Annotated in this window: 25 protein-coding genes; 6 read left to right on the top strand and 19 right to left on the bottom strand. The window is 42.2% G+C overall.

The features are described 5' to 3' along the window. Positions 1-5: 5 nt before the first annotated feature. Entirely contained in the window at positions 6-485 is a 480-nt protein-coding gene (locus WKT17_RS11500; protein ID WP_294580835.1) for a DUF6147 family protein, read from the bottom strand. Positions 486-502: 17 nt separating this feature from the next. Further along, positions 503-1,435, bottom strand: coding sequence for a DUF4367 domain-containing protein (locus WKT17_RS11495; RefSeq protein ID WP_294580837.1), 933 nt, complete (start codon positions 1,433-1,435; stop codon positions 503-505). 86 nt (positions 1,436-1,521) lie between these two features. Between WKT17_RS11495 and WKT17_RS11490 the strand changes: the two genes are divergently transcribed. Further along, positions 1,522-2,589: an undecaprenyldiphospho-muramoylpentapeptide beta-N-acetylglucosaminyltransferase gene (locus tag WKT17_RS11490; protein WP_173748988.1), complete on the top strand. Its 1,068-nt coding sequence runs from the start codon at positions 1,522-1,524 to the stop codon at positions 2,587-2,589. A 1-nt stretch (position 2,590) separates the two neighbouring features. On the opposite strand, the gene WKT17_RS11485 is transcribed toward WKT17_RS11490, so the two are convergent. Both WKT17_RS11485 and WKT17_RS11480 read right to left on the bottom strand, forming a co-directional pair. After that, entirely contained in the window at positions 2,591-3,151 is a 561-nt protein-coding gene (locus WKT17_RS11485) for an RNA polymerase sigma factor (protein ID WP_173748987.1), read from the bottom strand. A gap of 16 nt (positions 3,152-3,167) precedes the next feature. Beyond that, positions 3,168-3,575, bottom strand: a complete 408-nt coding sequence (locus WKT17_RS11480; protein ID WP_173748986.1) for an HIT family protein — start codon at positions 3,573-3,575, stop codon at positions 3,168-3,170. Between the two features lie 156 nt (positions 3,576-3,731). Between WKT17_RS11480 and WKT17_RS11475 the strand changes: the two genes are divergently transcribed. Then, on the top strand, positions 3,732-4,430 hold the full coding sequence (locus WKT17_RS11475; RefSeq protein ID WP_340272905.1) for an ATP-binding protein: 699 nt from the start codon (positions 3,732-3,734) through the stop codon (positions 4,428-4,430). A 6-nt stretch (positions 4,431-4,436) separates the two neighbouring features. Here WKT17_RS11475 and WKT17_RS11470 read toward each other — a convergent pair whose 3' ends face one another. The 12 genes from WKT17_RS11470 to WKT17_RS11415 form a co-directional block, all read right to left on the bottom strand. Further along, a complete protein-coding gene (locus WKT17_RS11470) occupies positions 4,437-5,099 on the bottom strand; it encodes a rhomboid family intramembrane serine protease (protein ID WP_173748984.1) in 663 nt (220 codons plus the stop codon). A gap of 96 nt (positions 5,100-5,195) precedes the next feature. Next, positions 5,196-6,476 carry a DUF6382 domain-containing protein gene (locus WKT17_RS11465; RefSeq protein WP_173748983.1) on the bottom strand — a complete coding sequence of 427 codons (1,281 nt, stop codon included), beginning with the start codon at positions 6,474-6,476 and terminating at the stop codon, positions 5,196-5,198. Positions 6,477-6,494: 18 nt separating this feature from the next. Continuing rightward, the gene (locus WKT17_RS11460) at positions 6,495-6,917 is read right to left on the bottom strand and encodes a hypothetical protein (protein WP_226853552.1); all 423 of its coding nucleotides are present in this window, start codon (positions 6,915-6,917) and stop codon (positions 6,495-6,497) included. Next, positions 6,902-7,351, bottom strand: coding sequence for a prepilin peptidase (locus tag WKT17_RS11455; RefSeq protein WP_294459476.1), 450 nt, complete (start codon positions 7,349-7,351; stop codon positions 6,902-6,904). The genes WKT17_RS11460 and WKT17_RS11455 overlap by 16 nt, the downstream gene beginning before the upstream one ends. After that, entirely contained in the window at positions 7,348-8,214 is an 867-nt protein-coding gene (locus WKT17_RS11450; RefSeq protein ID WP_294459478.1) for a TadE/TadG family type IV pilus assembly protein, read from the bottom strand. Before WKT17_RS11450 ends, WKT17_RS11455 begins: the two co-directional genes overlap by 4 nt. Next, positions 8,204-9,574, bottom strand: coding sequence for a DUF5702 domain-containing protein (locus WKT17_RS11445; RefSeq protein ID WP_294580840.1), 1,371 nt, complete (start codon positions 9,572-9,574; stop codon positions 8,204-8,206). Before WKT17_RS11445 ends, WKT17_RS11450 begins: the two co-directional genes overlap by 11 nt. A gap of 12 nt (positions 9,575-9,586) precedes the next feature. Next, on the bottom strand, positions 9,587-9,754 hold the full coding sequence (locus WKT17_RS11440) for a Flp1 family type IVb pilin (protein WP_291682326.1): 168 nt from the start codon (positions 9,752-9,754) through the stop codon (positions 9,587-9,589). Between the two features lie 13 nt (positions 9,755-9,767). Then, positions 9,768-10,985: a type II secretion system F family protein gene (locus tag WKT17_RS11435; RefSeq protein ID WP_340272893.1), complete on the bottom strand. Its 1,218-nt coding sequence runs from the start codon at positions 10,983-10,985 to the stop codon at positions 9,768-9,770. Then, a complete protein-coding gene (locus WKT17_RS11430; RefSeq protein WP_291682322.1) occupies positions 10,975-11,742 on the bottom strand; it encodes a type II secretion system F family protein in 768 nt (255 codons plus the stop codon). The genes WKT17_RS11435 and WKT17_RS11430 overlap by 11 nt, the downstream gene beginning before the upstream one ends. Next, entirely contained in the window at positions 11,739-12,944 is a 1,206-nt protein-coding gene (locus tag WKT17_RS11425; RefSeq protein WP_340272890.1) for a CpaF family protein, read from the bottom strand. The genes WKT17_RS11430 and WKT17_RS11425 overlap by 4 nt, the downstream gene beginning before the upstream one ends. Then, positions 12,913-13,935, bottom strand: coding sequence for a hypothetical protein (locus WKT17_RS11420; RefSeq protein WP_173750190.1), 1,023 nt, complete (start codon positions 13,933-13,935; stop codon positions 12,913-12,915). The genes WKT17_RS11425 and WKT17_RS11420 overlap by 32 nt, the downstream gene beginning before the upstream one ends. Beyond that, on the bottom strand, positions 13,932-14,441 hold the full coding sequence (locus WKT17_RS11415) for a prepilin peptidase (RefSeq protein ID WP_291682316.1): 510 nt from the start codon (positions 14,439-14,441) through the stop codon (positions 13,932-13,934). Before WKT17_RS11415 ends, WKT17_RS11420 begins: the two co-directional genes overlap by 4 nt. 295 nt (positions 14,442-14,736) lie before the next feature. Between WKT17_RS11415 and WKT17_RS11410 the strand changes: the two genes are divergently transcribed. After that, positions 14,737-15,351 (top strand): GDSL-type esterase/lipase family protein, encoded by a 615-nt coding sequence (locus WKT17_RS11410; RefSeq protein ID WP_173750188.1) that lies wholly within the window; start codon positions 14,737-14,739, stop codon positions 15,349-15,351. A gap of 60 nt (positions 15,352-15,411) precedes the next feature. On the opposite strand, the gene WKT17_RS11405 is transcribed toward WKT17_RS11410, so the two are convergent. Together WKT17_RS11405 and WKT17_RS11400 are read right to left on the bottom strand one after the other, a co-directional pair. After that, positions 15,412-16,110 carry a hypothetical protein gene (locus tag WKT17_RS11405; protein ID WP_173750187.1) on the bottom strand — a complete coding sequence of 233 codons (699 nt, stop codon included), beginning with the start codon at positions 16,108-16,110 and terminating at the stop codon, positions 15,412-15,414. Between the two features lie 16 nt (positions 16,111-16,126). Beyond that, the gene (locus WKT17_RS11400) at positions 16,127-16,912 is read right to left on the bottom strand and encodes a hypothetical protein (RefSeq protein ID WP_173750186.1); all 786 of its coding nucleotides are present in this window, start codon (positions 16,910-16,912) and stop codon (positions 16,127-16,129) included. A gap of 169 nt (positions 16,913-17,081) precedes the next feature. Between WKT17_RS11400 and WKT17_RS11395 the strand changes: the two genes are divergently transcribed. Beyond that, on the top strand, positions 17,082-18,446 hold the full coding sequence (locus WKT17_RS11395) for an MATE family efflux transporter (RefSeq protein WP_173750185.1): 1,365 nt from the start codon (positions 17,082-17,084) through the stop codon (positions 18,444-18,446). A 21-nt stretch (positions 18,447-18,467) separates the two neighbouring features. Then, a complete protein-coding gene (locus tag WKT17_RS11390; RefSeq protein WP_173750184.1) occupies positions 18,468-20,381 on the top strand; it encodes a beta-N-acetylhexosaminidase in 1,914 nt (637 codons plus the stop codon). A gap of 112 nt (positions 20,382-20,493) precedes the next feature. Here the strand turns inward: WKT17_RS11390 and WKT17_RS11385 are convergent, their stop codons facing one another. Next, positions 20,494-21,795 carry a glycoside hydrolase family 27 protein gene (locus WKT17_RS11385; RefSeq protein WP_173750183.1) on the bottom strand — a complete coding sequence of 434 codons (1,302 nt, stop codon included), beginning with the start codon at positions 21,793-21,795 and terminating at the stop codon, positions 20,494-20,496. Between the two features lie 144 nt (positions 21,796-21,939). Between WKT17_RS11385 and WKT17_RS11380 the strand changes: the two genes are divergently transcribed. Beyond that, positions 21,940-22,725: a helix-turn-helix transcriptional regulator gene (locus tag WKT17_RS11380; RefSeq protein WP_173750182.1), complete on the top strand. Its 786-nt coding sequence runs from the start codon at positions 21,940-21,942 to the stop codon at positions 22,723-22,725. Positions 22,726-22,811: the final 86 nt, after the last annotated feature.

The raw sequence follows: 22,811 nt of genomic DNA, 5'->3' as shown, positions 1-22,811 counted from the left end.
GAGGGTTAATCTACTAAAATTCCATCTGTAACTGGCATTTTACTTTCTGAAGCACCATTTTTCTGTGCTATACATGCAGCCTTCACTCTATAATAATATCCTTTTGTTACCGATACATTATAACTTTTGGCCAATAATGAGGTATTATATGCCGTATTAGAAAATGATTTTACATTTATCCAAGAACCATTTGAATATCTCTGTAAAGTTAACTCTAAAATCATCTTATCGCAAACGACGCTTCCTATGACTGCTCCATACACATTTACGCTGCCACCACCATTATCTGTAACTCTAGCCACCCCTTCATTTAAATATTTTCCCCTTGCTGAATTATCACTGATGGCTGTTGCGGTATTATTTTGAGTTAATTCAGATCCATCTACAATTTTTCCAGCAACTTCATCGGCTTTTACTACTGTGCCTGAGTTTATTATAGATAAAACCAGCACAAGTACTAACATAATTTTTGTCAATCGTTTCATTTTTCATATTCCTTTCCTTAACACATAATCTTTTGGGCAATCATTCTCATTTCATTTTCCTCTATTTTTCCTATAAATTCATAGTAAATGTTCTTATATTGCCACCTTAATACATATGTATCATTTTCATCTTTTTCTTCTATTTTCCATAGTTCGCAAGTTAAATTTGGAGTCAACTCGCTTGTTATTTCTTCCACATTTTTTGCACCATCGATTAAGGTATTTCCACTAGCTTCTTTATCATTCCCTAAAACCATCCAAGTAATTATTTGTCCCTGATAACTATACTGCATAATAGCTGATTGTGCTTGTTCATCAATAAAACAGGATTGGTACTTCAAAGTATCTGGTATATAAAATAGCTGTGGCATTTTAATATTTAATGCATCTTCAATATTTTCAACCGCCTCTGACTCTGTCCCACTGGATTGAACAACTTCACTATTATTTACCTTACTACTCACATCATTCCCAACTAACTTATTCACTTCCTGCATAACATAAGTTCTGTTCGCTTCGCTGCTCATGCTGACGCCGAAAATTCCAATCAACGTCACAGCCGCATAAGCCGCGTATTTCATCACTCTCCTTCTCCAATATCCTTTTTCTTTCCTGTAGACATTCCTGTCTTTCTTCTTTTCCATATTCAGTTTTTCTTCTCTTAATTTTTCTTCTTTTGTACTTTTTTCTCTATCATCTACATTTACATTGCTTGCAGAATTGTCCGCCTCTGTAAAAAATCCCTGCTCTCTGGCTTTGCTCATCAACCGCTGGAACTTTTCTTCTGTCGGCTTCCAGTCTTCGGAATCAGGAATACTGTCCAGTTCTTTTTCAATATCTGCAGCCTCTTCCAGAAATCGTCCATGAATCCACTGGTTAAACTCCTCATCACTTAATTCCCGGGGTAAAGAAGATATTTTATCGTTTTTATTTTCTTTTAATTTACCCATGAAACTCCTATCTTTCCTTGACTTTTCCTGACAAGTGTATCATATTATCTTATAGTTACTATTATGAACCAATCAGGAGGCACACCATGAAACATATCGTACTTACCGGTGGAGGTACTGCCGGACACGTTACCCCGAATATAGCTATGATTCCACGTTTAAAAGAACTGGGATATCAAATTTCTTATATCGGTTCTTATGAAGGAATCGAAAAAAAGCTCATCGAAGAACTGGGAATTCCCTATTATGGCATTTCCTCAGGTAAGCTGAGACGTTATTTTGATGTAAAGAACTTCACTGACCCGTTCAAAGTTATGAAAGGTTTCCTTGAAGCAAAAAAACTTATGAAACAATTAAAACCCGATGTTGTATTTTCCAAAGGGGGATTTGTAACTGTCCCTGTGGTAATTGCCGCAAGCAGGAAAAAAATCCCTACTTTTATTCATGAATCGGACATGACACCGGGACTTGCTAATAAACTTTCCATTCCTTTTGCAACCAAAGTCTGCTGTAATTTTCCTGAAACTGTAGAGCACCTTCCGGCTTCCAAGGCTGTCCTTACCGGTACGCCTATCCGCCAGGAATTATTGTCCGGAAACCCTGACCGTGCAAGGAAATTCACGGGACTGACCTCTGATAAACCAGTGATTATGATTATCGGAGGAAGTCTAGGGGCCGCTGCTGTCAATGACGCTGTACGGACTGTCCTTCCTGAACTTTTGAAAGATTTCCAGATTGTTCACCTTTGCGGAAAAGGCAAACTGGACGAATCCCTAAAAGAGACCAAAGGATATGTACAATATGAATACATCAAAAAAGAACTGGCCGATTTATTCGCTCTGGCTGATCTTGTAATTTCCCGCGCAGGCGCCAACGCCATCTGCGAGCTCAGCGCATTGAATAAACCAAATCTTTTGATTCCGCTTTCTGCCCGCGCAAGCCGCGGAGACCAGATTCTAAATGCACGTTCCTTTGAACATCTGGGTTACAGTAAAGTTCTGGAAGAAGAAGAACTTACAAACGAAGCTCTTTTAGACGCTGTTCGCGATTTATATGAAAACCGCGAAACTTATATGATGGCCATGTCTTCCAGCAAACAACAGAACTCTATCGAGCAGATTGTTCAATTATTTGAGAATGCAGTGAACAAATAATCTAGAGATTTTCAAATTGTTCTCTGTAATATTTGTTTATCCAAACTTTTATCCTGTGTCTCTTGGCTCTCAGACTTTCTATAGAGATGCCAAGAGAACGGGCTGTTTCTTCTGCACTTTCTCCTTCCACATTCATTCGCATAACAATTTCGTACCAGGTGCTGTTCTTTTTTGCCAAATCTTCAAATAGTCTCCCTGTAAGCTCGTTCAATGCCATTCTACGAGTCACCTCATCTTCCGCAGACTTGTACATGCCATTTCTGTCGGAAATCCAAGGAACATTTTCTATCCGAAGTCCATTTTCATCTTGTGAAGGTACTGCTGTTGTTTCATGTACCTGATACGACTTCCTGCAAAAATCTATTGCCTTCCTTTTTCCGTTTACCAACAGCCACTGTTTATAATACTTCGCTTCCATGGTATCCGCTTTATCCAAGAAAGCGAGAAATACCTCCTGGCAAACATCTTCCGAAAAGCCTTCATCCCGCAGTACGTTATATACAACTTTTTTCACCAGCTGATAATATTGATGATAGATTTCGTGAAATTTTTCCTCTGTCATCTCAGTATATCCAACTTTATTTCATAGAAAACTTCGCCAAGATATCGTCTCTATCTTCCGAAGTTAAAGTGCCTGCGTTCCATGTAATTCCTGCGTTATCTCCCTTGTACCGGGGAATCAGGTGCATATGAAAATGGAATACAGTCTGCCCCGCTGCTTCTCCATTGTTCTGCACCACATTATAACCGTCGCAGTCCACAACCTCCTTCATTTTCGTAATTACTTTTTTTGCAAGAATCATAGCATGTCCTGCAGTTTCATCCGGTAATTCATATAAGTTTTCATAATGAGCTTTGGGCAAGATAAGCGCATGACCTTTATTGGCCGGCCCCAAGTCCAGAATCACTCTGAACTCCTCATCCTCATACAAAGTGGCAGATGGAATTTCTCCGTTTGCAATTTTGCAAAAAATACAGTCCTTCATTTTTATATCTCCTTTCACTAATATATCCGAATTTGGAACGGATATTATTACTCCTCTTTTGTCGAATTTTGACTTTTTTTGTTACATGAAATTCGTTGCTATTTAAAATTATCGGTGATACACTACTATTGAAAAAAAGAAAGGGGTTTTTACTTTATGTCTTCACCAAATACTACTCCTGATTATAAAACATTATATCAGGAACTTCAGGCACAGCACCAATTCACTTTATCACAAATTTCTCATGAAATCAGAAACCCGGTAGCACTGATAAACAGTTTTCTGCAGCTTTTGGAAAGTCATCATCCGGAAATTTCCCAGGACTACTGTTGGAATAAAATCATGGAAAATATGGACTTTTTAAAAACCCTGCTGGACGAATTTTCCTCTTTCAATAATTCGGGAAAGCTTCGTATGCAGAAATTAGAACTTACATCCTTGTTTCGTGAAATCGTTACTTCTGTTACACCTGCCTGCCAAAAACAGGATATCTGTATCTCCCTGGAAATAGTTTCCCCTATTCCCTTAGTATATGCAGACAAAACCAAAATCCAGCAGCTCATTTTAAATCTGCTCCGAAATTCTATGGAGGCAATGAGTACAAAGGGCTCCATCATCTGCACCTTACAGTCCGATGAAAAGAATGTACATATATCCGTGAAAGATACCGGTGAAGGTATTCCCGATGACTATCGAAATACTCTCTTTGAACCGTTCATCACCCATAAGCAGGAGGGAACCGGGCTTGGATTAGCCATATGCAAGCGTATTGTCCTGGCCCATAACGGCACCATTTCCTATACCTCTATGCCTCACAAGGGAACCGAGTTTGAAATTCTTCTTCCGGTTGCCTGACACCCCTCAAAAGACTCGTTTTCGTGGTCTCCGATAAAGCAGCAGTCCCAGGAAAAATCCACAGATAAATCCTCCAAAATGAGCAGCGTTGTCTACTCCTGTACTGGTAACACCGAAGTAGAGACTCAGCGCTGCCATAAGCAAAAGCTGCCTTGTCGTAAAATTTTCAATTTTTCCTTTATTGATAAGCACCACATAGATGAGTGCGCCAATAACGGCAAATACTGCACCTGACGCTCCTGCAGAAACGAAATATTCTCCATTCTGCAGTTCCAACCATAAAGAAAGACAGTTGGCTCCAAATCCTCCCAGCAAATAGACCAGAAAATATCGCACTTTTCCTACATTACGTTCCAGACAATCTCCCAAAAAGAGAAGGACCAGCATATTATTTCCCAAATGCTGTATTCCAAAATGCAGAAACATAGAAGTTATCAGACGATAATATTCTCCCTGCTGAAAAATATCAGGGGCATACATAGCGCCCCAACGGAGCATATGATTGGTATCTAACGCTGATCCGGTTACTTCCACTCCCAGAAATACCAACAAATTAAGAATAATAAGTCCCGTATTAACCGGCACTCTTTTTCTTTGTCGGAGAAACTGCCGGATTTCTTCTCCTGTCCCTGACGCAGGCGGCTGCCTGTATCTGTTATTTTGTTCCATTTTTTCCGCCTTTTCGTTTTATATAAACATTTGCAGTATTAATGTATTAACATTATAGAACTTTTTATTTCTCAATGCAAGATATACCAAAGTATACTATGAGCAATAATAGCAAAAGCGGCTTTCTGCAAAAACAATGATACTTTTATCTTCCAAAAGATATTCCTCTTCCGGATTAATATATCTGCCGTTTAAAAGAGTTCCATTTCTGGAGTTTAAGTCAATAAGAAAATCCCCTTCCGTCTTTCTTACAATTTTTGCATGAATGCGGCTGATAGTGGCAACATTCAGCCATATATCCACACAATCTTTTTTCTTTCCTATTACGTTCACTTCTTTCTGCAGGAAATACTGTCTGCCAAATTCATTATCATCCTGCTGCAGATAAGGCACTGCGGCATTTTCCCCATGCAGTACCACCGTTTTTCCCACTTCTTCCTGCTCTTCTTTTTCCTGCAGCGGCATTTCTATTTTCTCCGCTTCATCTTCTGCCGGTTCCCCTTCCCAGGAAGATATACTTTTTTTCTTTTCCACCCGTACACCTTTTCGAAGCAAATACCATACTGCTGCTCCCCCTCCTATTACCGCCAGGAGCGCAACTGCTCCAAGACAAAGATATCCCACAGATATATTTGTAAAGTTCCGTATTGCCAGAAACAAAACGATCAAAAGAATCATTCCGGTACAGGCAAGAACCTTTTCTCTCAAGGAAATCCCCTGTTCCTCCTCTTCTTCTGTATTATAAAAATCATCCAGAATTTTCTGTCGTTCCTTTTCTTTCTCAGTTTCCTCCTCATACACAGGATTTTCCCGCCATTCGTCCTTTTTTTCCTGAACTTCCGTATAAATATATGTTTTTAACGTTTCTGTCCGCAGTCCGCTTTCTACAGATTCTTTATATACCCCGTATCCCAGGGTTACAGCCGCCTCATCCTGATGGTCAATGCGCGGAAGAATGTATTCTGTCAAATTCTGAAATTCCAGATCCGCCATCCTGCTGCCTTGGGGAAACCAAATAAAAAGATATGCTCCACTGTCCAGATTTCGATATATATAAGAAGGATGCAGCAGCAGAAAATCTCTGTTCATTAAATACTCATCCAGATTTTCCATTACCCGGACAACCGCCAAAAACAATTCCTCCAAATCCTTTCTCTTAAACTTTTTATTTTCAAATAAATTACACAAGGTCTGACCCCCTGTAATTTCATAATAAAAAAATTCCTTTCCGTCTATTTTTTGTATCTTACAGGAACAGAGACCTACTATCTGGTTTTCCAATAAAATGTGGGTTTGATATGTATTCTGAAATTCTTCATCTGGTTCCTGCAGAACAAGATAGCTGCAACTCATGCTTCTCTTATAGGAAACCTCCACGTACTTTGCCTCCTCTCCCTATCCTTCAAAAGTATCCCGTATTTTTCTGGCTCTCTGTACTTTTTCTATAAACAATACAGGACGAACTACTTTACTTTTTATCACCTCTGACTGCTTCCATTCCAAATTTTGAAAAGGTATCTGCAGTCTGTTTTCCGCCGATACCGTAATTTCCCGTTTACTGCCGGACACACGGTATGCCTTTCCTGTGCTCTGCCCTTTTCTTTTCGCCTCTCCCACACCGTCATAAATCCTGCTAACCGCTTTCCCACTCCCATACACAGCAGCTTCCACGCCATCCGCTGTATTTATTATCTTTTCCATGCTTCCCACAACCAAGAGCAGGGATGCAAAAATCACCAACAGCCATACACCACTTATCATAGCCATTTCTACCGTGCAGCTTCCTCTCAGCTTAAAGTTTTTTAAATTCCCAGCCATACTCTTCCACCTGCCATTCCCAGGAATAAAAAAGGCGCAAAAGCTATCTGTTTCTTTCTTCCGCCTTTGTGCCTCAACAATGTGTACAATGCTGCAGCACCGGCCCCTATACTGGCAGTAAAAAGAATTCCCATCGTTTCCCAAAATCCTATAGATACTCCCATAATAAGTACCAGAAGTCCATCCCCGTATCCCACCGCTTCCTGAGATAATTTCCCCATACAAAGCATGAGAAGACCTGGAAGACTGCCCAAAACACTTTGGGCCATCCATACGCTTCTTTGACTATCCGCAGTGCTGTACTCCCATATTCCATACCCCACTGCAATTCCTGCATATAATATAAATTTCCACATGGAAATTTTCTTTTCTCTATAATCCTCTGCGCTGCACAGCCCCAACATAAGCATATGCAGTATCCATTTTTCCATCATGAATGTCCCCCTCCACATCTGGTACATACTTTCAGATTTTTTAACTCCGATTTTTTTATAAGTTTTACATGTCTGGTAAGCCCACTGCATTGACTGCTGCTGTGATAGTGACTTCCGCTTTCCGTGATATAAACATTTCCGCGGACAGGTTCTCCGCCCCAGCACTTGTCACATTTATGATAAGATTCTCCATACTGATTTTTTCTCTCTTCCAAACGGTCGCTGGACACCTGCTCCAGAGAAAGGTGCAGATAGCTGCAGGACTGACTTTCATGATATACACTCTCCCATTCCGTCACATACACCATCTCTTCACTTTTACCTGTTCCATATTTCTCTCCGTTGTAACCGACCCAGGCTCTTGCCGCTCCTTCCGCCTTTATCCTTACCGGAAAACTTCTGAAAATATCTGCTGGCATATGATACAGAAAAACAGCTTCTAAAGAAACCATATCCCCTTCATAAGCAGAGCCCAAAAGACTGATACCCTGTATACCTCCTGCTATTTGAGACAACGATTCCTTTTTCAGCACTTCTCTGACTTTTCTGGTTCCATAAGCCATACAAATTCCGTCATCCACCACACCCACCGGAGATTCCCTGTCCCCGGAAATACAATAGGCATACATACCCAATTCCTTTGCCCCTTCACACAAGGCCGTCTGCACCAGAACAGTTGTATGATATAAATCCAACATTCCGGCAATCATCGTTATGGCAAAAAAGAAAAGAGGCAGAATAAAAGCACTTTCTACAGTGATGCTCCCTTTACGCCAAAGAAACCGTTCCTCCTCATTCCATATTTTCATCTGTCTGCGTATCCGCACCATACTCTGCCCTTCTTTCTTACTTTTACATATCATATGTATAAAATCTGTCTGCCTGCCAGGTCATATTGTTTGGACCTTTTATCAGAAAAGATAAGGAAACCGCATCCACACAAACATCAAAGCGGAAGTTTTCCCGTCCTTCTGTTTTACATATATTTTGTTCTATCATATCCATAGTTCTCATAAGGCTCTTTTCCTTTGGTGCAAATGTAAACAAAATGCGAAGATACTCCTCATAATCCAGCCCTCTTCCACCTGTAATGGAAGTATTTTGATTCAGATTTTCCAACTGTGTCTTCCAGGCTGTGCTATCCTTTATCAATGGCACTTTTCCGCCAGACAGCAGAATCCTCACATCTGACAAACTTTCCACATAAGCCCAGCCTGCTGCCAGCACACCCTGCACCAGTTCCATGCCTTCCGGTATCAAAAGAAGAAACGACAAAGCTGCTGCACAAGCCTCCAGTTCTGCCCGCTTCTGCGCATCCGTATACAAAAATGCCAGATTGGCCGTTTCCCGAATGAGTAAAAGCCTGTTTACTACATAGGATAAATTTTCTTTATCACTTGCTTTTCCACCTAGTACATACTCTGCCTGATAATCCAGGGCACCTTCCTTTCCCGGTTCTGTAAAAGTACCCAGCTTTTCCAACACATACTCCTGTATCAGCAGTTTATCCGTCACAGAACTTTTCACATCCATCTGAGCAAAATCTCCCTGACCGGTTTCTATGGTTCTGTGAGAAAGAACTTCCCCCAGCGGCTGCACTTTTTCTGACACCTGGGTATCTGCAGGCAGCACCAATCCCAGAAATCCATTGTTTTTCAAACTTTTTATAATCTCCAGAGGGTTGTTTTCTGCTGAAATCCCTTCCATGGGTGCAGCATTTTCCGGAACTGTTTCTTCCATGCCCTGCGCCTGAATCTCCTCCTGCTGCTGGAGAATTGTTCTGTTTTCTTCCAATTTATCTTTTAATTTTTCTATACCTGCAGCTCCAAGATTGCCTTTCATATACCGAATTATCTGCTGTTCTACCGCTTTGCCTTTTCTGTCTGAGGCAAGGCGAAAGCCCTCCGCCCCACAAGCCTGTATACTGCACCTTGTCATGCCGGAAGATAATACCGGCTTGGCATAATGCTCTGCCTGACTAATCATCTGTCCGATATCCAGTTTTCCGGTGCCATATCCGGCGTCAAGAAAGAACAGATTGTACGTTTCCAGAAGTTCCTTATCGTATTCTGAAAAAAGAGAGTACAAAGCTGTATCTATTCCATTGACAGACTGTACTCTGGCACAGGCTGTCTGCGACGCACGGATAGTCACCGCTATCAAGGGCAGAAAGGCCAGAAGCATCAGGCTCATGGCGATTGTCATACTTCCTTTTTGCTTCATGCCTTCACCGCCTTATATACTATTGCTTTGTTTTGTGATTTTTGAAAGAATATTTTTTACCAGACTATTGAGCTGCTCTTTAAAGATGATGACAAGACCGATTAATACCACCAGTATTAAAATAATCTCTACAACCCCCACTGCATCTTCTTCCTTCCAAAATTCCTGTAACAACGTCATTTTTTTCACCTCCCTACAAAAAGCTCAAAAATGCCGGAACCATTAAAATAACCAATACCACCATTAACTGCATTATCATGGGAAGCAAAAGTTTTACGGAAGCCTCTTCTCCCCTGACTCTGGCTTCTCTCTTGCGTTCTTCACCTGCAGATGCCGCCTCTCTTTCCAATAATTCCAAAATGTTCTGATTCCCCTTTCTTAAATTTTGTACCAGAAGCACAGAAAGAATTTTGTACTGGGAAATTTTACACCGTTTCCCCATCCTTTCGTAAGCATCTGCCTCGTAAACACCCCCTTCCATTTCTCTGCACGTTTTTACAATTTCTTCATAAGCAGCCCTCTCTTTCATATGATATTTCTGTCGGTTTCTCTGATAGTCAATGGCCAGCTTCTCCATTGCTTTCCGAATGCTGAATCCTGCCTGTAAGAACAGCACCAGTTTGTCCAGTACATCCGGATAATCTCTCTGCATTTCTTTTTTTCTCAGTTCTTCCTTCTGTCTTTCTCTCTCCTTTTTCAACGGAAATATGCCAAATCCTAAAAGAACAGAAAGAACGCATACCAGATATCCTGTATTTCCTGCTGTCCTGCGGTAATGTACCGCTTCTCCCTGATAAGTTTCTGGCAAATACATTTTTTTCGAGTTTTCCTCGCTTAATTTCTCTGCCCGTACCTGGATTTCCTCCTGAAGCGCTTCTTTTTCTGTCCGTCTTGGGGGATATACCCGTACCTCTTTCTGCCAAATTTTCATTTCCTCTTCCAATGTTATGGTACACATTAAATCCACCATCTCTCCCTTAGGGGCAACTCCTGTTCCCAGTACTCCTTCCCAGTCCAGAATCTGAGGCTGACTGGTACTCCACGACAAAGTCACGGGATTTTGTTCCAGCTTATCCGGAAAGGAAAGAGACTGTCTAATCTCGCCCTTATCCCCGCATACCCTTTGAAACCAGGTGTTCAGTTCTTTTTCTGCTTCTTTCAGATATCGTTTTTTGTCTGCTTCTGTATATTTCTGTTCTTCCACATAAATCTGAATTTCTTCCTGCTTGTCTTCCAGTTCCACCTGCAGCGTTTCCTCGTAAGCCCCTTCTCCATACGGATTTCTTTCAAGGTAATCTGTTTTTGCAGACCTCTTTTCCACCGCTGCCATACCCATGCCCAGAAGATTTCCCACCACAATGATAAGTACTGCCAGATACCATTCTTTTTTCCCGGACAGTTTAAACTTCAATTTCCGTCAACCTCACTCCCCATTGAAATGCCGCAAGATACAAAGCCAGACAAGCCGTCATAATGCAGATTCCCATTTCGTTTCCATACAGCACATCTAAAAATCCCGGTGAAGTAAGCTGCATATAAAGAATAATCCCAAGTGGAATCACACTCATAATTTTCTGCTCCATCTTCCGGGAAGACAGCACCGCCTGTATCTCCTTTTTCACTTCCAATCTTTCCTCTATGGAAGTAATACAGTTTTGCAGGACAATCCGCATATTTCCTCCCATTTTCTTAGACTGTATCAATACATCCGAAAAATTCATAATATCCTCCACACCGCTGCGAAGTCCCAAATCATACAGGAGCTCTTCCAAGGATACGCCATGTCTTATCTGACTTTCCATGTAGGCAAATTCCTGTGTCATTTCTGCCTCTTTACTGTATATCCGCTCTAAATCTTTTCTTGCCTCCCGGACCGTGTTTTCCAGAGAATAGCCGGAAGCAATCCCGACCTGAATGGCATTCAGCGCATCTTTAAACTGATTCTGCAAACGTCTTTTCCGAAGAATGATCTGCTGCCGCCTTCTCTGACGGATATACCACACCGGAACAGGCAGCATAAACAAAAACACAGCCGGACTTTTATAAAATAAATAGTTAATTCCTGCGCACAAAGCCACCGATTCTGCTGTATACTGTATCCATTGCTGCCAGGATAAGTGATATGTCTGATAATCTGTCTTTTCCCGTTTTTTTCTGTTTTTCTTCATAACATAATTCCTGCCTTCCTGCATTTTTCCCTGTGTATCATCTCCCCTGTCTTCTCCAGACCAGAAGTTCTTACATACAACGGATTTAAAATCACCTCACCTGCCTCAATTCTGTCAATTTCAGAGATTTCCTGAACCTTCCTGCTTTTATCCTTCATCCTTCCCAGATGAACGAAAATATCAAAGCCCGAAACAATCTGCCGCCGGATAACCGGAATGGGAAGTTCCATCCCCATCAATACCATGGTTTCCAGGCGACTTATCATATCCTTGCAGCTATTTGCATGAATCGTAGATAAACTTCCGTCGTTTCCCACATTCACCACCTGCAGAAGTTCCGCTGCCTCTTTGGAACGTACCTCCCCCACAATAATCCGGCTGGGCCTCATGCGCAGACACGTTTTCAGCAAGTCCCCAATGGTAATCTCCTGAGATTTCTCAATATTAGCCTGTCTGCATTCCAGACGCACCAGATTTGCAATTCCCTGAATCTGCAGTTCTGCATTGTCCTCAATGGTAATCACTCTTTCGTCTTTGGGGATGTACTCAGACAAGGCATTTAAAAAAGTAGTTTTTCCTGACCCCGTGCCTCCGCCGATTAGAATGGTGTACCCCGCCTGCACCAGTTTCTCCAAAAACTGCGCTGCATCCCGGCTCAGGCTGTCCATCTCAATCAGCTTTTCCATGGTAATAGGATCTTTTGGAAAACGGCGAATAGTCAGCACCGGTCCATCTAGGGCCACCGGAGCAATGACTGCATTGACCCGCTCTCCGTTTTTCAGTCTTGCATCCACAATGGGCTGCATGGTATTTATCACCCTGTTGCACCGGGCTGCCATCTGCTGAATTACATCCTCCAGCTTTTCCGGAGAAGAAAAACTTTTGTTCCAGGGAAAAATACGTCCTCCCCGCTCAATATAAACCCGATTCCAACCATTTACCATAATTTCGGTAATACTGTCGTCCTCCAGAAGTTCCTCCAAAATATCCATTTTTCTCACAGATTGAAACAGCTCTTTCCTAAGACTCTGTCTCTGGGAAATGGACATATACACCGTTTTACAATAACCAGCCATCAATTCATCGATGAGTTCCAACACCTCTGTATCCGAATCCTCCCAGTTTTCTTCCAGCTGCTGCAGCAGCCTATTCCTGAGGTCCTGAAAATACTCAGGTTTTCCCTGCTGTCTTAAACTCTCCATTCTTTTCCAACACCTTTCTCACACAAGTTCCCCACTTTCCCCAGGAAAGGGACTCTATCAGATTTCCATCTGTACATTCCGGCTGAAATGCCGGAAGACGAATTTCCCGGATTCGCTCTTCCTCTATGGCGCCCCAGCTTTTTACCAGCTTCTGAAACTGGGCAAGTTTGCACCGTGCCATAAGATCCTCCTGAACAGGCATATAGACATGGCTGCACAGGTTCAGAATACGAAAGAGCTGGTCTGTACAGCTGCCGATGTCCAGAATCAGAACTTCATATCTGCTGTTTTTGCGAATCAAATCAAAAAGCTGCAGCCACTCCGAAAATAAAATATCTCTTACATCCTCCGGTGACTCCGCAGGCGGCAGATAATCCATTTTTCCCATAGGCCGAATCAACTCCTGCATGCAATGCAGCATCTTCCCCTCCTTGCAGCGCAGTTCATAGAAAAAGTCCGTAAGATTCTTTCCCGTATGCCCTGAAAACAACTGGTCAAATCCAGAATAGTCCTCCATATTCACGTATAAAACTGATTTTCTCTCGCCTAAAATCTGCCCCACAGTAAGGGCAAACAGGGTCTTTCCACATCTGGACACCGGCGAATACACCCCTATAACAGACATTCTGCGCTCTGACATAGCATAAAACGCCGGCGCTGAATTTCGGGTATAGTAATTCATAACTTCCTGAATCACGCTTTCCGCAGACTGATATTTGTACACAAACTTATGCTGACCCTCTTCTTTGTCCTTTTCATCAGACAACACAATCATGTTTTCTGTCCCCAGTTTTTCTACCTGGCTATCCACATCAGCTTCTGCAATCAATAAAATTTCCGGTGGATTTTTCCCTGCATAATCACAAAGCGTCCCTGCATTGGTAAACGCCTCTGCCTGAAAGGGCAGTTTTTTCCTGCTGTTTAAATATTCTGCAAAATTACAGGCATATTCTGCATCGCTGTCACATACTGCTATTACATTTTTCTTCAATAGAAACCTCCCGCATAAAGCATAACACTCAAAAGAATGGGAACGGTAAAATGAAAATTCTCCGCCTTCTGTCCTTTTTGAATATAAGACTGTACCTGATGGGTTACAAAATACTTATAAAAGTAGTGAAAAAAATAAGAGATGCGTTCTTTTAGATTCCCGCAGGAAATCAAAAATGCCAAAGATAAAACAGCCCCTAAAAGAAATGAGCCAAACATGATGGATAAAATCCCATGGCTGCCTGTCAGACCTCCCAGTACAGCGAATACCTTAATATCTCCCGCCCCCAGCATACGAAAATAAAACAAAGGCAAAAGCAGAACACAGGGAATCAAAACCCCAGCCGCATATACGGGAATTCCCCGGATTCCCTCCTCCTGCAGGCACGTCACGAATCCCGCCAGCAGACCCAGGCAAATAAAACTGTTGATCACCTTTTCCATCAGAAAATCCATGAGAACCGCTGTACCCGCAATCACTAAAACAAGGCACGACTGTACAGACATAAAACCACCCCTTCTCCTGTATAAAATTGTAACTTTGTTTGGAAATCTCAGCGGAACCGCTGACTTGAAAATAAGATAATTGCTTTGAAGTTGATTCCGATTATACCTCTGCTTTTTGGATTTGTAAAGCAAAATAAGTACCAAATTTACTATTTGTCCAGACTCCACAAAATTATCGTTTGCAATGCCGAGGATTTTCAGTTAAAATGTATTATATAAACGGCAAAATCTACACAGCAGATTTCCCGCCGCAAAATAAATCTATATCCATTGTATGGATTAAGGAGTACAGGCTATGGGACTTATTGTATTTTTAGGTGATAGTATTACCGATGCCGGCAGAAAGGAATCCTCCAATCAGCTTGGCTTTGGTTATGTGAATATATTTTCAGAAACATTAAAAGACCAAAATCAGGACTGGACGATTATCAACAGAGGTGTAGAGGGCTATGTCACTGAGCATATTGCCCAGACCCTTCATGGAGAGTGTATCTCTCTGCACCCGGACTATGTCAGTATTCTGGTGGGCATTAATGACATCGGGTTCATTGTTGGTGCAGAGGCTTCCGAACAGGACAAGCTTTATATGCTGGAAGACAGCATTCGCGCTTACCACGAAATGCTTTTTGATTTATCCAGAGAAACCAATGCCAAAGTAATTATTTTGGAGCCCTTTATTTTCCCAAAAGATGGAAAATATGAGGACTGGGTTCCCTGGCAGAAAAAAATGTCCAAAAACATCAAAAAGCTGGCTCGCAATTACGGGGCTTTCTTCATTCCCCTTCAGGAACCAATGAACGCCAAAATCCGGGAAATGGGATTTGAGGCCATTACCACAGACGGTATCCATCTGACGGAAACCGGCCAGAGAATGCTTGCCCAGATTGTAAAAGAATCTTTCTGTCTGTAACACACAGCGGATTTTTCTGTATACTCAGAAACATCCGCTGTTTCTTTTCTGAAACTTTTCTTATACAGAAATCCGTTTCCTTTTCCGAATATAAAAAATATTGCTGATAAGAAACAGACTGTGTCTGCGCACATATTCCTGATACTCGCACAAATTAATATAATACATTTTTCCCCAGGAGGATATCTGCATCCAAGGCCCGTCCAGAGCCGTAACAGCCACAAAATGCGCTGCCACGCTGCAGCTTTCCTCATAAGCGCTGCCCTTTTTCTCATAAAACGTCAGTTTATGCTTCTTTAAAGGCAGAGGAAAATTAGGACCCACAGCCAGAATTACCGGAATATCATGGGCCAGCATGGCGCCGATTCTATTTCTGAAATTTCTTCCCAATACCCCGAAAGAAACTTTCAACGGAATTCGGTTTGCACGAAAATACCGATTAACACCCCCTGACAGCAGCCACCCCGGCATTCCCAGTCCGGGAATTACGGGGAAATAGTGACGCCTCATGGTTTCTGCCAGTTCCATATATTCTTCTGCCTCTAAAATCCCATTTTCCTTTTCCCAATTCTTAAATTCTTTTCCCTTACAATACTCCTTATGTAAACTCAAGTACAGCAGTAAATCCGTCCCTGCAATCACTCCGCAGCCGTATTTCTGCACGGCTTTCTTCCTGCTCCACTGCTGATTTCCGCCGTAGGATAATCTTCCCTCCTTCATAACTGCAATATATGGATGTCTCAGCCTTCCGCATTCCATAACTTATTCAACCTTTCTATATGTTCACTTCTACTTTCATTTCCTCTGAAATTGTAACCGGACCGCCCATTTTACATGCCGTAACCTTTCCCTGTTCTCTGCAGACAGAAACCTCAATCACACCTCCGGGCTGATGCAGTTCACAGCTATACCATCCATTTTCCTTTGCCTGGGAAAGATAAACGGCAGCCCCCATGCTTCCGCTTCCACAGCTGCTTTCCCATACCATGGAATCCGTTTCCTTCACATACACTACCGGCACCATATTTTTTCCCTGCAAAAACATTACCCCATAAGCATCACAGGGACAAATCTGTTCTGCCTTTTTCATCAGTCGGTTCACAAACTCCTGGTCTCTTGGTTCTGACTCCACAATCATATGGCAAATTCCCTCAAATACTACAACGGGGTAAACACCCTCTTCCCCCAGATGAATCTCCTTTATCTCCAAAGGAACCGGCATTTCCACCCGGCTGGTGCCTTCTTCCAAATCAACCTCTGCTTTCAAAACTTTCTCCGAACCGCTGACATCCACCATAACTTCCTTTGGCTTGTCTTTCGAAAGCATACTAAGCAGGTAGCCGAAGCTCCTCGTTGCATTTCCACAGAATTCTCCCCCCATCATCTGCATATGCATCCCCTGCCCTTCTTTTGTTTCCACAAATCCCACCTGCTCTGCGTGCAGTTCTTCCCGCTTCAGCAACTGTCCGGCTATTGCGGAATAGGCTTCTGTTTTTACCCTGTCCATAACAAAGATTGTAATATTTCCCGCTGGATTTGCTACACGAATCCTTATTTCCATAAATATCTACCTCCTCGTTTGCTTCCCGCTTTTTCTTTAACCTTATCATACCATAAACCTCACCAAAAAATAGTAAAATTATTATAACTTTTCAATATCGACATTTTGCTAAAGCTGTGATATATATACTTATGTGTCTGCTATTTTACAAATAACAAGGGGGAATTTTATGAGCACAAAAGAAAAGGCGGTTAACCAGATTACAGAAGGTGTCATCTGGAAGCAGCTGCTGTTTTTCTTTTTTCCAATTATGCTGGGAACGCTGTTTCAGCAGCTTTACAACACAGCGGACGCAGTAGTGGTGGGGCGATTCGTGGGAACCAGAGCCCTTGCTGCCGTAGGCGGCTCTACCGGACAGATGGTAAATCTGATTGTGGGCTTCTTTGTGGGGCTCTCCTCCGGCGCAACTGTTATCATCGCCCGTTACTATGGTGCCAAAAATAAAAAGGACTTGAACGACACCCTTCATACGGCGGCAGCCCTGTCCGTTGCAGGCGGTATTTTGATTACTATAGCAGGAATTCTTTTCACACCTTCCATGCTAAAAATTATGAAAACACCTGCAGACGTTATGGCTGACTCTGCCACCTATCTTCGGATTTACTTTGGCGGCATTATTTTTGTGTTTATTTATAACGTAGGCTCCGCTATTCTCCGGGCTGTAGGGGATTCCACAAGACCGCTTTATTTTCTGATTGCATGTTGCTTTATCAACATCTTTCTGGATGTTCTTCTAGTCGTTGGTTTCAATATGGGGGTTGCAGGCGCTGCCATTGCCACAGTAGTCTCCCAGGCAGTTAGCGCTGTACTGGTCATCTGGGCTTTGCTGAAGTCCACGGATATGTACTGCCTGCATCCAAAGGAAATCCGCTTTCACAAGTTTTTGCTGGTTTCTATTATAACCATAGGTCTTCCCGCCGGTATTCAGTCTGTTATGTACAATCTTGCCAATATGATTATACAAACCTCCCTGAATGACCTCGGCACCAGCACCATGGCGGCCTATACTGCCTTTGGCAAAATTGATGCTATTTACTGGATGATTTCCGGTGCTTTCAGCGTGTCTATTACCACCTTTATCGGACAAAACTACGGCGCGCAAAAATACGACCGTATGAAAAAAAGTGTCAAAATCTGTTTATTTATGGATTTTCTGGCATCCATCCTGGTAAGCGCTCTGCTTTTATTCTTTGGGGAATATCTTCTGCGGCTTTTTACTACGGACCCGGAAGTTTTAAAAATCGGTATGAAAATTATTCATATTATTGCGCCTTCTTATGTACTCTTTATTTTTATAGAAATCCTTTCCAGTACACTAAGAGGTATTGGAAATGTTCTGGTTCCTATGCTGATGACCTGCGGTGGTGTATGTATCCTGCGTATTATCTGGATATTCTTCGTAGTTCCTCACAGACCGGGTGTTTCCAACATTCTGCTGTGCTACCCCATTTCCTGGGGACTGACCGCAGTGCTGTTTATTCTTTACTATTACACACAGCAGAAAAAGTTCTTTCATGCGCATCAACAAATTTAACTTATAAAGGAGAACAAAATTATGTATTTTTCTTATGATGCTGACAGCAAAACTGTATCCCTTTTAGATGAAGGAACCAATCTTTTATTGGAAGAGTATGCCGATTTGGCAAGCCTCTGTGAAAAACTTCAGGTTTCCGTAACGGTAGATTCTTCGGTCAATACACTGATGGTTTCCAAAACTGGAAATAACTGCAGAATCGTCTGCCGTGAGGCAGCTCATTACTTTCGGGAACTGAATTATCTTCTTCACCACAGCAGAGAAGATTTTGAACGTCAGGAAACACCATTCTTTGAGAAGAACGGATTTATGCTGGATTGTTCCCGAAATGCAGTTTCTACTCCGGAAACGGTAAAAAAACTTATCCGCATTTTAGCTAAAGCTGGAATGAATCAATTACTGTTATATACAGAAGACACTTATGAGGTACCGGGCCTTCCTTACTTTGGCACTTACCGCGGCCGCTACTCTCAGGAAGAACTGCGCCAGCTGGATGCTTATGCCCAAAATTTCGGCATCGAACTGGTTCCTTGCATTCAGACTCTGGCTCATCTGAGAAATGCATTAAAATGGCCTATGGGACAGGATTTAAAAGACAACGCAGATATCCTCATGGTTGGTTCAGAAAAAGTTTACGCCTTTCTGGAACAACTTCTGTGCTCTTTAAAAGACTGTTTTTCTTCCAGAAACATTCACATTGGTATGGATGAAGCCCTTATGCTGGGTCTTGGCAATTATCTGCGGGAAAACGGTTATAGAGAAAGTTCTCTTCTTATCCGTGAACACAGCCAGCGTGTACTGGAAATCTGCCGCAGACTGGGTTGGAAACCAATGATGTGGAGTGATATGTACATCACTTCCAATAATGGAAAAGGCTATTATGACGTGGACGAAAACACAGACACTTCCTCCTGGACAAAACCAGATGACGGCCTTGGACTTGTTTACTGGGATTACTATAATTTGGACAGAAATGTCTACCGGAATATGCTGCGCGTACATAAAGAACTTTCTTCACGAACCATTTTTGCAGGCGGTATCTGGAACTGGAACGGTATTGCCCCCAATTACGGAAAAGCATTTCAGTGTACACGCAGTGCTTTGCAGGAATGTCAAAGCCAGGGTATTTCGGAAGTTTTCGCTACAGGCTGGATGGACAACGGTGCGGAGACTCCTATTGCCGCCATTTATCCGGGGCTTATCCTGTTCGCCGCCCTTTGCTTCCAGGAAAATCCTTCTGAAGAAGAAGTCTCCCAACTCTTTACTGACTGTATCGATGCACGTTTGGAAGACTTTTATCTTCTGGATAATTTTGATGCACTTTTCCAGGGAACAGGCAAAAACCTTTCTGCGGACAATCCTTCCAAGTACCTGCTTTACCAGGACCCTATGCTTGGTATGTTTGATTATCATATTCAAGGAATGGATACGCAAACGTACTATGGAAATTTGGCCGATAAACTTGCGAAATGCCAGGAAACCTCCTCAAAATATGCAGATTTCTTCCGTTTTTATGAATCCTTTGCTCAGGTGCTTTCCCAAAAAGCCGACCTTGGAATACATCTAAAAAAGGCTTACGATACAAAGAACTTATCCACACTACAGAAAATCTGTACGGAAGTTATCCCCAATATTCTGGAGAATCTCCAACATATGCACCTGCTTCGTGAAAAACTGTGGATGGCAGATGCCAAACCTTTCGGCTACGAACTCATGGACATCAAACTGTCCGGTGTAAAAACCCGCTTGGAAAGCACGGCAAGAAGAGTCTCCTCTTATGTAAATGGAGATTTGGACCGGCTGGAAGAACTGGAACAGACACGCCTTCCCTACTGGACGGCAGATGTGAAATATCCACATGACACTAAAGTAGAACTGAGAGAAAATCTTTGGAGTAAAATCGTAAGCGGATGTGATTTAATAGATACGGTTTGATAGAAAACCAAAGAGACTGCCACAGGAAACGGCAATCAGGATATTTATACATTTTGTGTTCAAAATGTATAAATATCCTCGATATCCACTTCATACGACAGCCCCTTGGTTTCTAATTCAGCCTGTACAGTACCGCATCGTGAGAATCCAGAGATACACTCAGACTGCCCTCACAGTCTCCGCACTCTGCCTGTCTCCACATATCGTATACACAATACCGGCCTTCCAGTTCCAACTGTTCCAGACTAATACGGAATGTCTCTTTCCAATTGGTAATATTGAAAAATGCTATATAAGAATTGTTCTCGTTATCCTCTGCTTTCCAGACAATCAAATCATAGGTACGCAAAATCTGACGGGCATTTCTGCTTTTCTTCAGAAGCCCCAAAACATCATCATTGGTAACCAGTGATTTTGTCCATTCATCCATATCAGTAAGTTCACAGCCAAGCATCATAGGAGAACGGAATATACACCACAGCGTAAACATAGTTCGCTGTTCTGCCCTGCTCAGACGGCTCTGTCTCTCTCCCAGTCCATGCTCACAGCCCCGAATGGAAATATGCCCTACCGGCAGCATATCACAATCGGGATAACAGCCTTCCGACACATAAGGGCTCCACTGATGACAACGGGCAAACATTTCCATAATATTTTCCCAACTATCCCACAAATCGTTGGTAATCCGCCACATATTGGCATTTTTCCGCAAATGCTCTGCCTGCTCCACCATAGCCGGACCCGGAGATAAGCTAAGCACTACCGGACGTCCGCATTTATCAATGGCATGTCTTAAAAGCTGGATTTCATCACCCCCGTAAGCCAGAGTACTCTCATTATTTATCTGCCCATATTTTACGCAAATATCATCTACCTTAATCAAATCCACACCCCAGGACGCATACAATTCCAAAATAGAATCATAATAGTCCTGTGCTCCCGGCTTTGTGGCATCCAGCCCGTACATATCTGTATTCCAACAACAGATAGAGGACGGATGCGCTGCTTCTCTGGCCGTATATATGCTGTTTTTTATTTTTACATTCTGAGACACTGCCTGACGGGGAATTCCCCGCATAATATGAATTCCGAATTTTAATCCTTTTTCATGGGCATAGGCCGCAATCTTTGTAAAGCCGCTGCCATCTGCGGCAGATGGAAAACGATTAGGCGCCGGACAAAGCCTGCCATACTCATCCATACATAAATCCGCAAATTTATGGTAATGGCTGGAATTAGCGGTAGGCTCGTACCACTGAATGTCACAGACAATATATTCCCAACCATGGGACTTCAGATGTTCTGCCATGTAATCAATATTTTGCCTTAACTCCTGCTCCGTCACAGACGCCCCATAACAGTCCCAGCTGTTCCAGCCCATGGGCGGTGTTTGGGCACATGCATTTTTATTCATAATAATCCCTCTCCTTTATTTTTCTATACCACTTTTCACACATACTATTTTTCTTCTTTTGCTATTTGACATTATATCAGATACTCACTTATAATGATTCATAATACAAAAGAAATACCACACATTTATTGCAGAGGTTTCCATATGTTTTACGAAAATAAAGAAGACTATTTTTTTGCTGTAGAAGAATTCAACTCTTTACAATATCCCTTACATGTACATAGCTATATTGAACTTGTACATGTCATGAAAGGCTCGCTGGAAATGCAAATTGGCAGGGAAAAATATGTTATCCCGGAGGGTTCCCTGGCTATGATTTTTCCCAATGTTCCCCACAGCTATCATACGCTTTCTGCAAAAGGAAACACACAGTTAAATATTATTAACAGTTATCTCGACCTGCTTCCTTTGCATAAAAAGCTTCTACTCTCCATGTTTCCATCAAATCCGGTACTTGCTGCTGAAGAACTTCATCCGGATATTCTCTTTGCAGAAAAAAGACTGTTTACCTTAACAGCAGCCGAAAAAGACAGCGCCCTGATTTCCTCTTTTCTTTCCTTAATATTATGCCGTCTATTTCCTCTTCTTCAGCTTACGGAATATCAGGAACTGCCTCCTCAGGACATTGTCTGCAGTATTATTGCCTACATCGCGGAACACTTTTGTGAGGACATTTCTCTCTCGGATGTTGCTGTACATTTCGGCATTGGAAAATATGCGCTTTCCAGAATCTTTTCCAATGTTTTAAAAGTGAGTTTTTCTTCATATGTAAATGCACTTCGTATGAATCATGCCCGGTATCTTCTTCTGAATTCCAACATGAACATTACCACTATTGCTATGGAGTGCGGCTACCACAATCAACAGACTTTCAACCGAATATTCAAAGAACAGTGCAGCTGTACCCCCAGAGAATACCGAAATATGTAATCTTCCCCGAATCCTACACAGTGTTCCATTTTTTGTAAAACAAAAAAAACTCCTATAGACATTACTATCTACAGAAGTTCTCTCTC

Origin of the sequence: Blautia sp. HCN-20427 (assembly GCF_037890365.1) — a bacterium.
Classification (GTDB): domain Bacteria; phylum Bacillota; class Clostridia; order Lachnospirales; family Lachnospiraceae; genus Blautia.
Note: the sequence above shows the minus strand (reverse complement) of the source record. Positions and strands in the feature narration are given on the sequence as shown.

Excerpts from the sequence above, each read along its gene's own strand:
- WKT17_RS11495 (WP_294580837.1), bottom strand. The coding sequence starts at position 1,435 with ATGGGTAAATTAAAAGAAAATAAAAACGATAAAATATCTTCTTTACCC.
- WKT17_RS11485 (WP_173748987.1), bottom strand. The coding sequence starts at position 3,151 with ATGACAGAGGAAAAATTTCACGAAATCTATCATCAATATTATCAGCTG.
- WKT17_RS11430 (WP_291682322.1), bottom strand. The coding sequence starts at position 11,742 with ATGAAGAAAAACAGAAAAAAACGGGAAAAGACAGATTATCAGACATAT.
- WKT17_RS11415 (WP_291682316.1), bottom strand. The coding sequence starts at position 14,441 with ATGTCTGTACAGTCGTGCCTTGTTTTAGTGATTGCGGGTACAGCGGTT.
- WKT17_RS11440 (WP_291682326.1), bottom strand. The coding sequence starts at position 9,754 with ATGACGTTGTTACAGGAATTTTGGAAGGAAGAAGATGCAGTGGGGGTT.
- WKT17_RS11500 (WP_294580835.1), bottom strand. The coding sequence starts at position 485 with ATGAAACGATTGACAAAAATTATGTTAGTACTTGTGCTGGTTTTATCT.
- WKT17_RS11400 (WP_173750186.1), bottom strand. The coding sequence starts at position 16,912 with ATGGAAATAAGGATTCGTGTAGCAAATCCAGCGGGAAATATTACAATC.
- WKT17_RS11455 (WP_294459476.1), bottom strand. The coding sequence starts at position 7,351 with ATGATGGAAAAATGGATACTGCATATGCTTATGTTGGGGCTGTGCAGC.
- WKT17_RS11385 (WP_173750183.1), bottom strand. The coding sequence starts at position 21,795 with ATGAATAAAAATGCATGTGCCCAAACACCGCCCATGGGCTGGAACAGC.
- WKT17_RS11490 (WP_173748988.1), top strand. The coding sequence starts at position 1,522 with ATGAAACATATCGTACTTACCGGTGGAGGTACTGCCGGACACGTTACC.
- WKT17_RS11460 (WP_226853552.1), bottom strand. The coding sequence starts at position 6,917 with ATGGCTGGGAATTTAAAAAACTTTAAGCTGAGAGGAAGCTGCACGGTA.
- WKT17_RS11470 (WP_173748984.1), bottom strand. The coding sequence starts at position 5,099 with ATGGAACAAAATAACAGATACAGGCAGCCGCCTGCGTCAGGGACAGGA.
- WKT17_RS11380 (WP_173750182.1), top strand. The coding sequence starts at position 21,940 with ATGTTTTACGAAAATAAAGAAGACTATTTTTTTGCTGTAGAAGAATTC.
- WKT17_RS11405 (WP_173750187.1), bottom strand. The coding sequence starts at position 16,110 with ATGGAATGCGGAAGGCTGAGACATCCATATATTGCAGTTATGAAGGAG.
- WKT17_RS11395 (WP_173750185.1), top strand. The coding sequence starts at position 17,082 with ATGAGCACAAAAGAAAAGGCGGTTAACCAGATTACAGAAGGTGTCATC.
- WKT17_RS11480 (WP_173748986.1), bottom strand. The coding sequence starts at position 3,575 with ATGAAGGACTGTATTTTTTGCAAAATTGCAAACGGAGAAATTCCATCT.
- WKT17_RS11410 (WP_173750188.1), top strand. The coding sequence starts at position 14,737 with ATGGGACTTATTGTATTTTTAGGTGATAGTATTACCGATGCCGGCAGA.
- WKT17_RS11390 (WP_173750184.1), top strand. The coding sequence starts at position 18,468 with ATGTATTTTTCTTATGATGCTGACAGCAAAACTGTATCCCTTTTAGAT.
- WKT17_RS11450 (WP_294459478.1), bottom strand. The coding sequence starts at position 8,214 with ATGATATGTAAAAGTAAGAAAGAAGGGCAGAGTATGGTGCGGATACGC.
- WKT17_RS11445 (WP_294580840.1), bottom strand. The coding sequence starts at position 9,574 with ATGAAGCAAAAAGGAAGTATGACAATCGCCATGAGCCTGATGCTTCTG.
- WKT17_RS11425 (WP_340272890.1), bottom strand. The coding sequence starts at position 12,944 with ATGGAGAGTTTAAGACAGCAGGGAAAACCTGAGTATTTTCAGGACCTC.
- WKT17_RS11475 (WP_340272905.1), top strand. The coding sequence starts at position 3,732 with ATGTCTTCACCAAATACTACTCCTGATTATAAAACATTATATCAGGAA.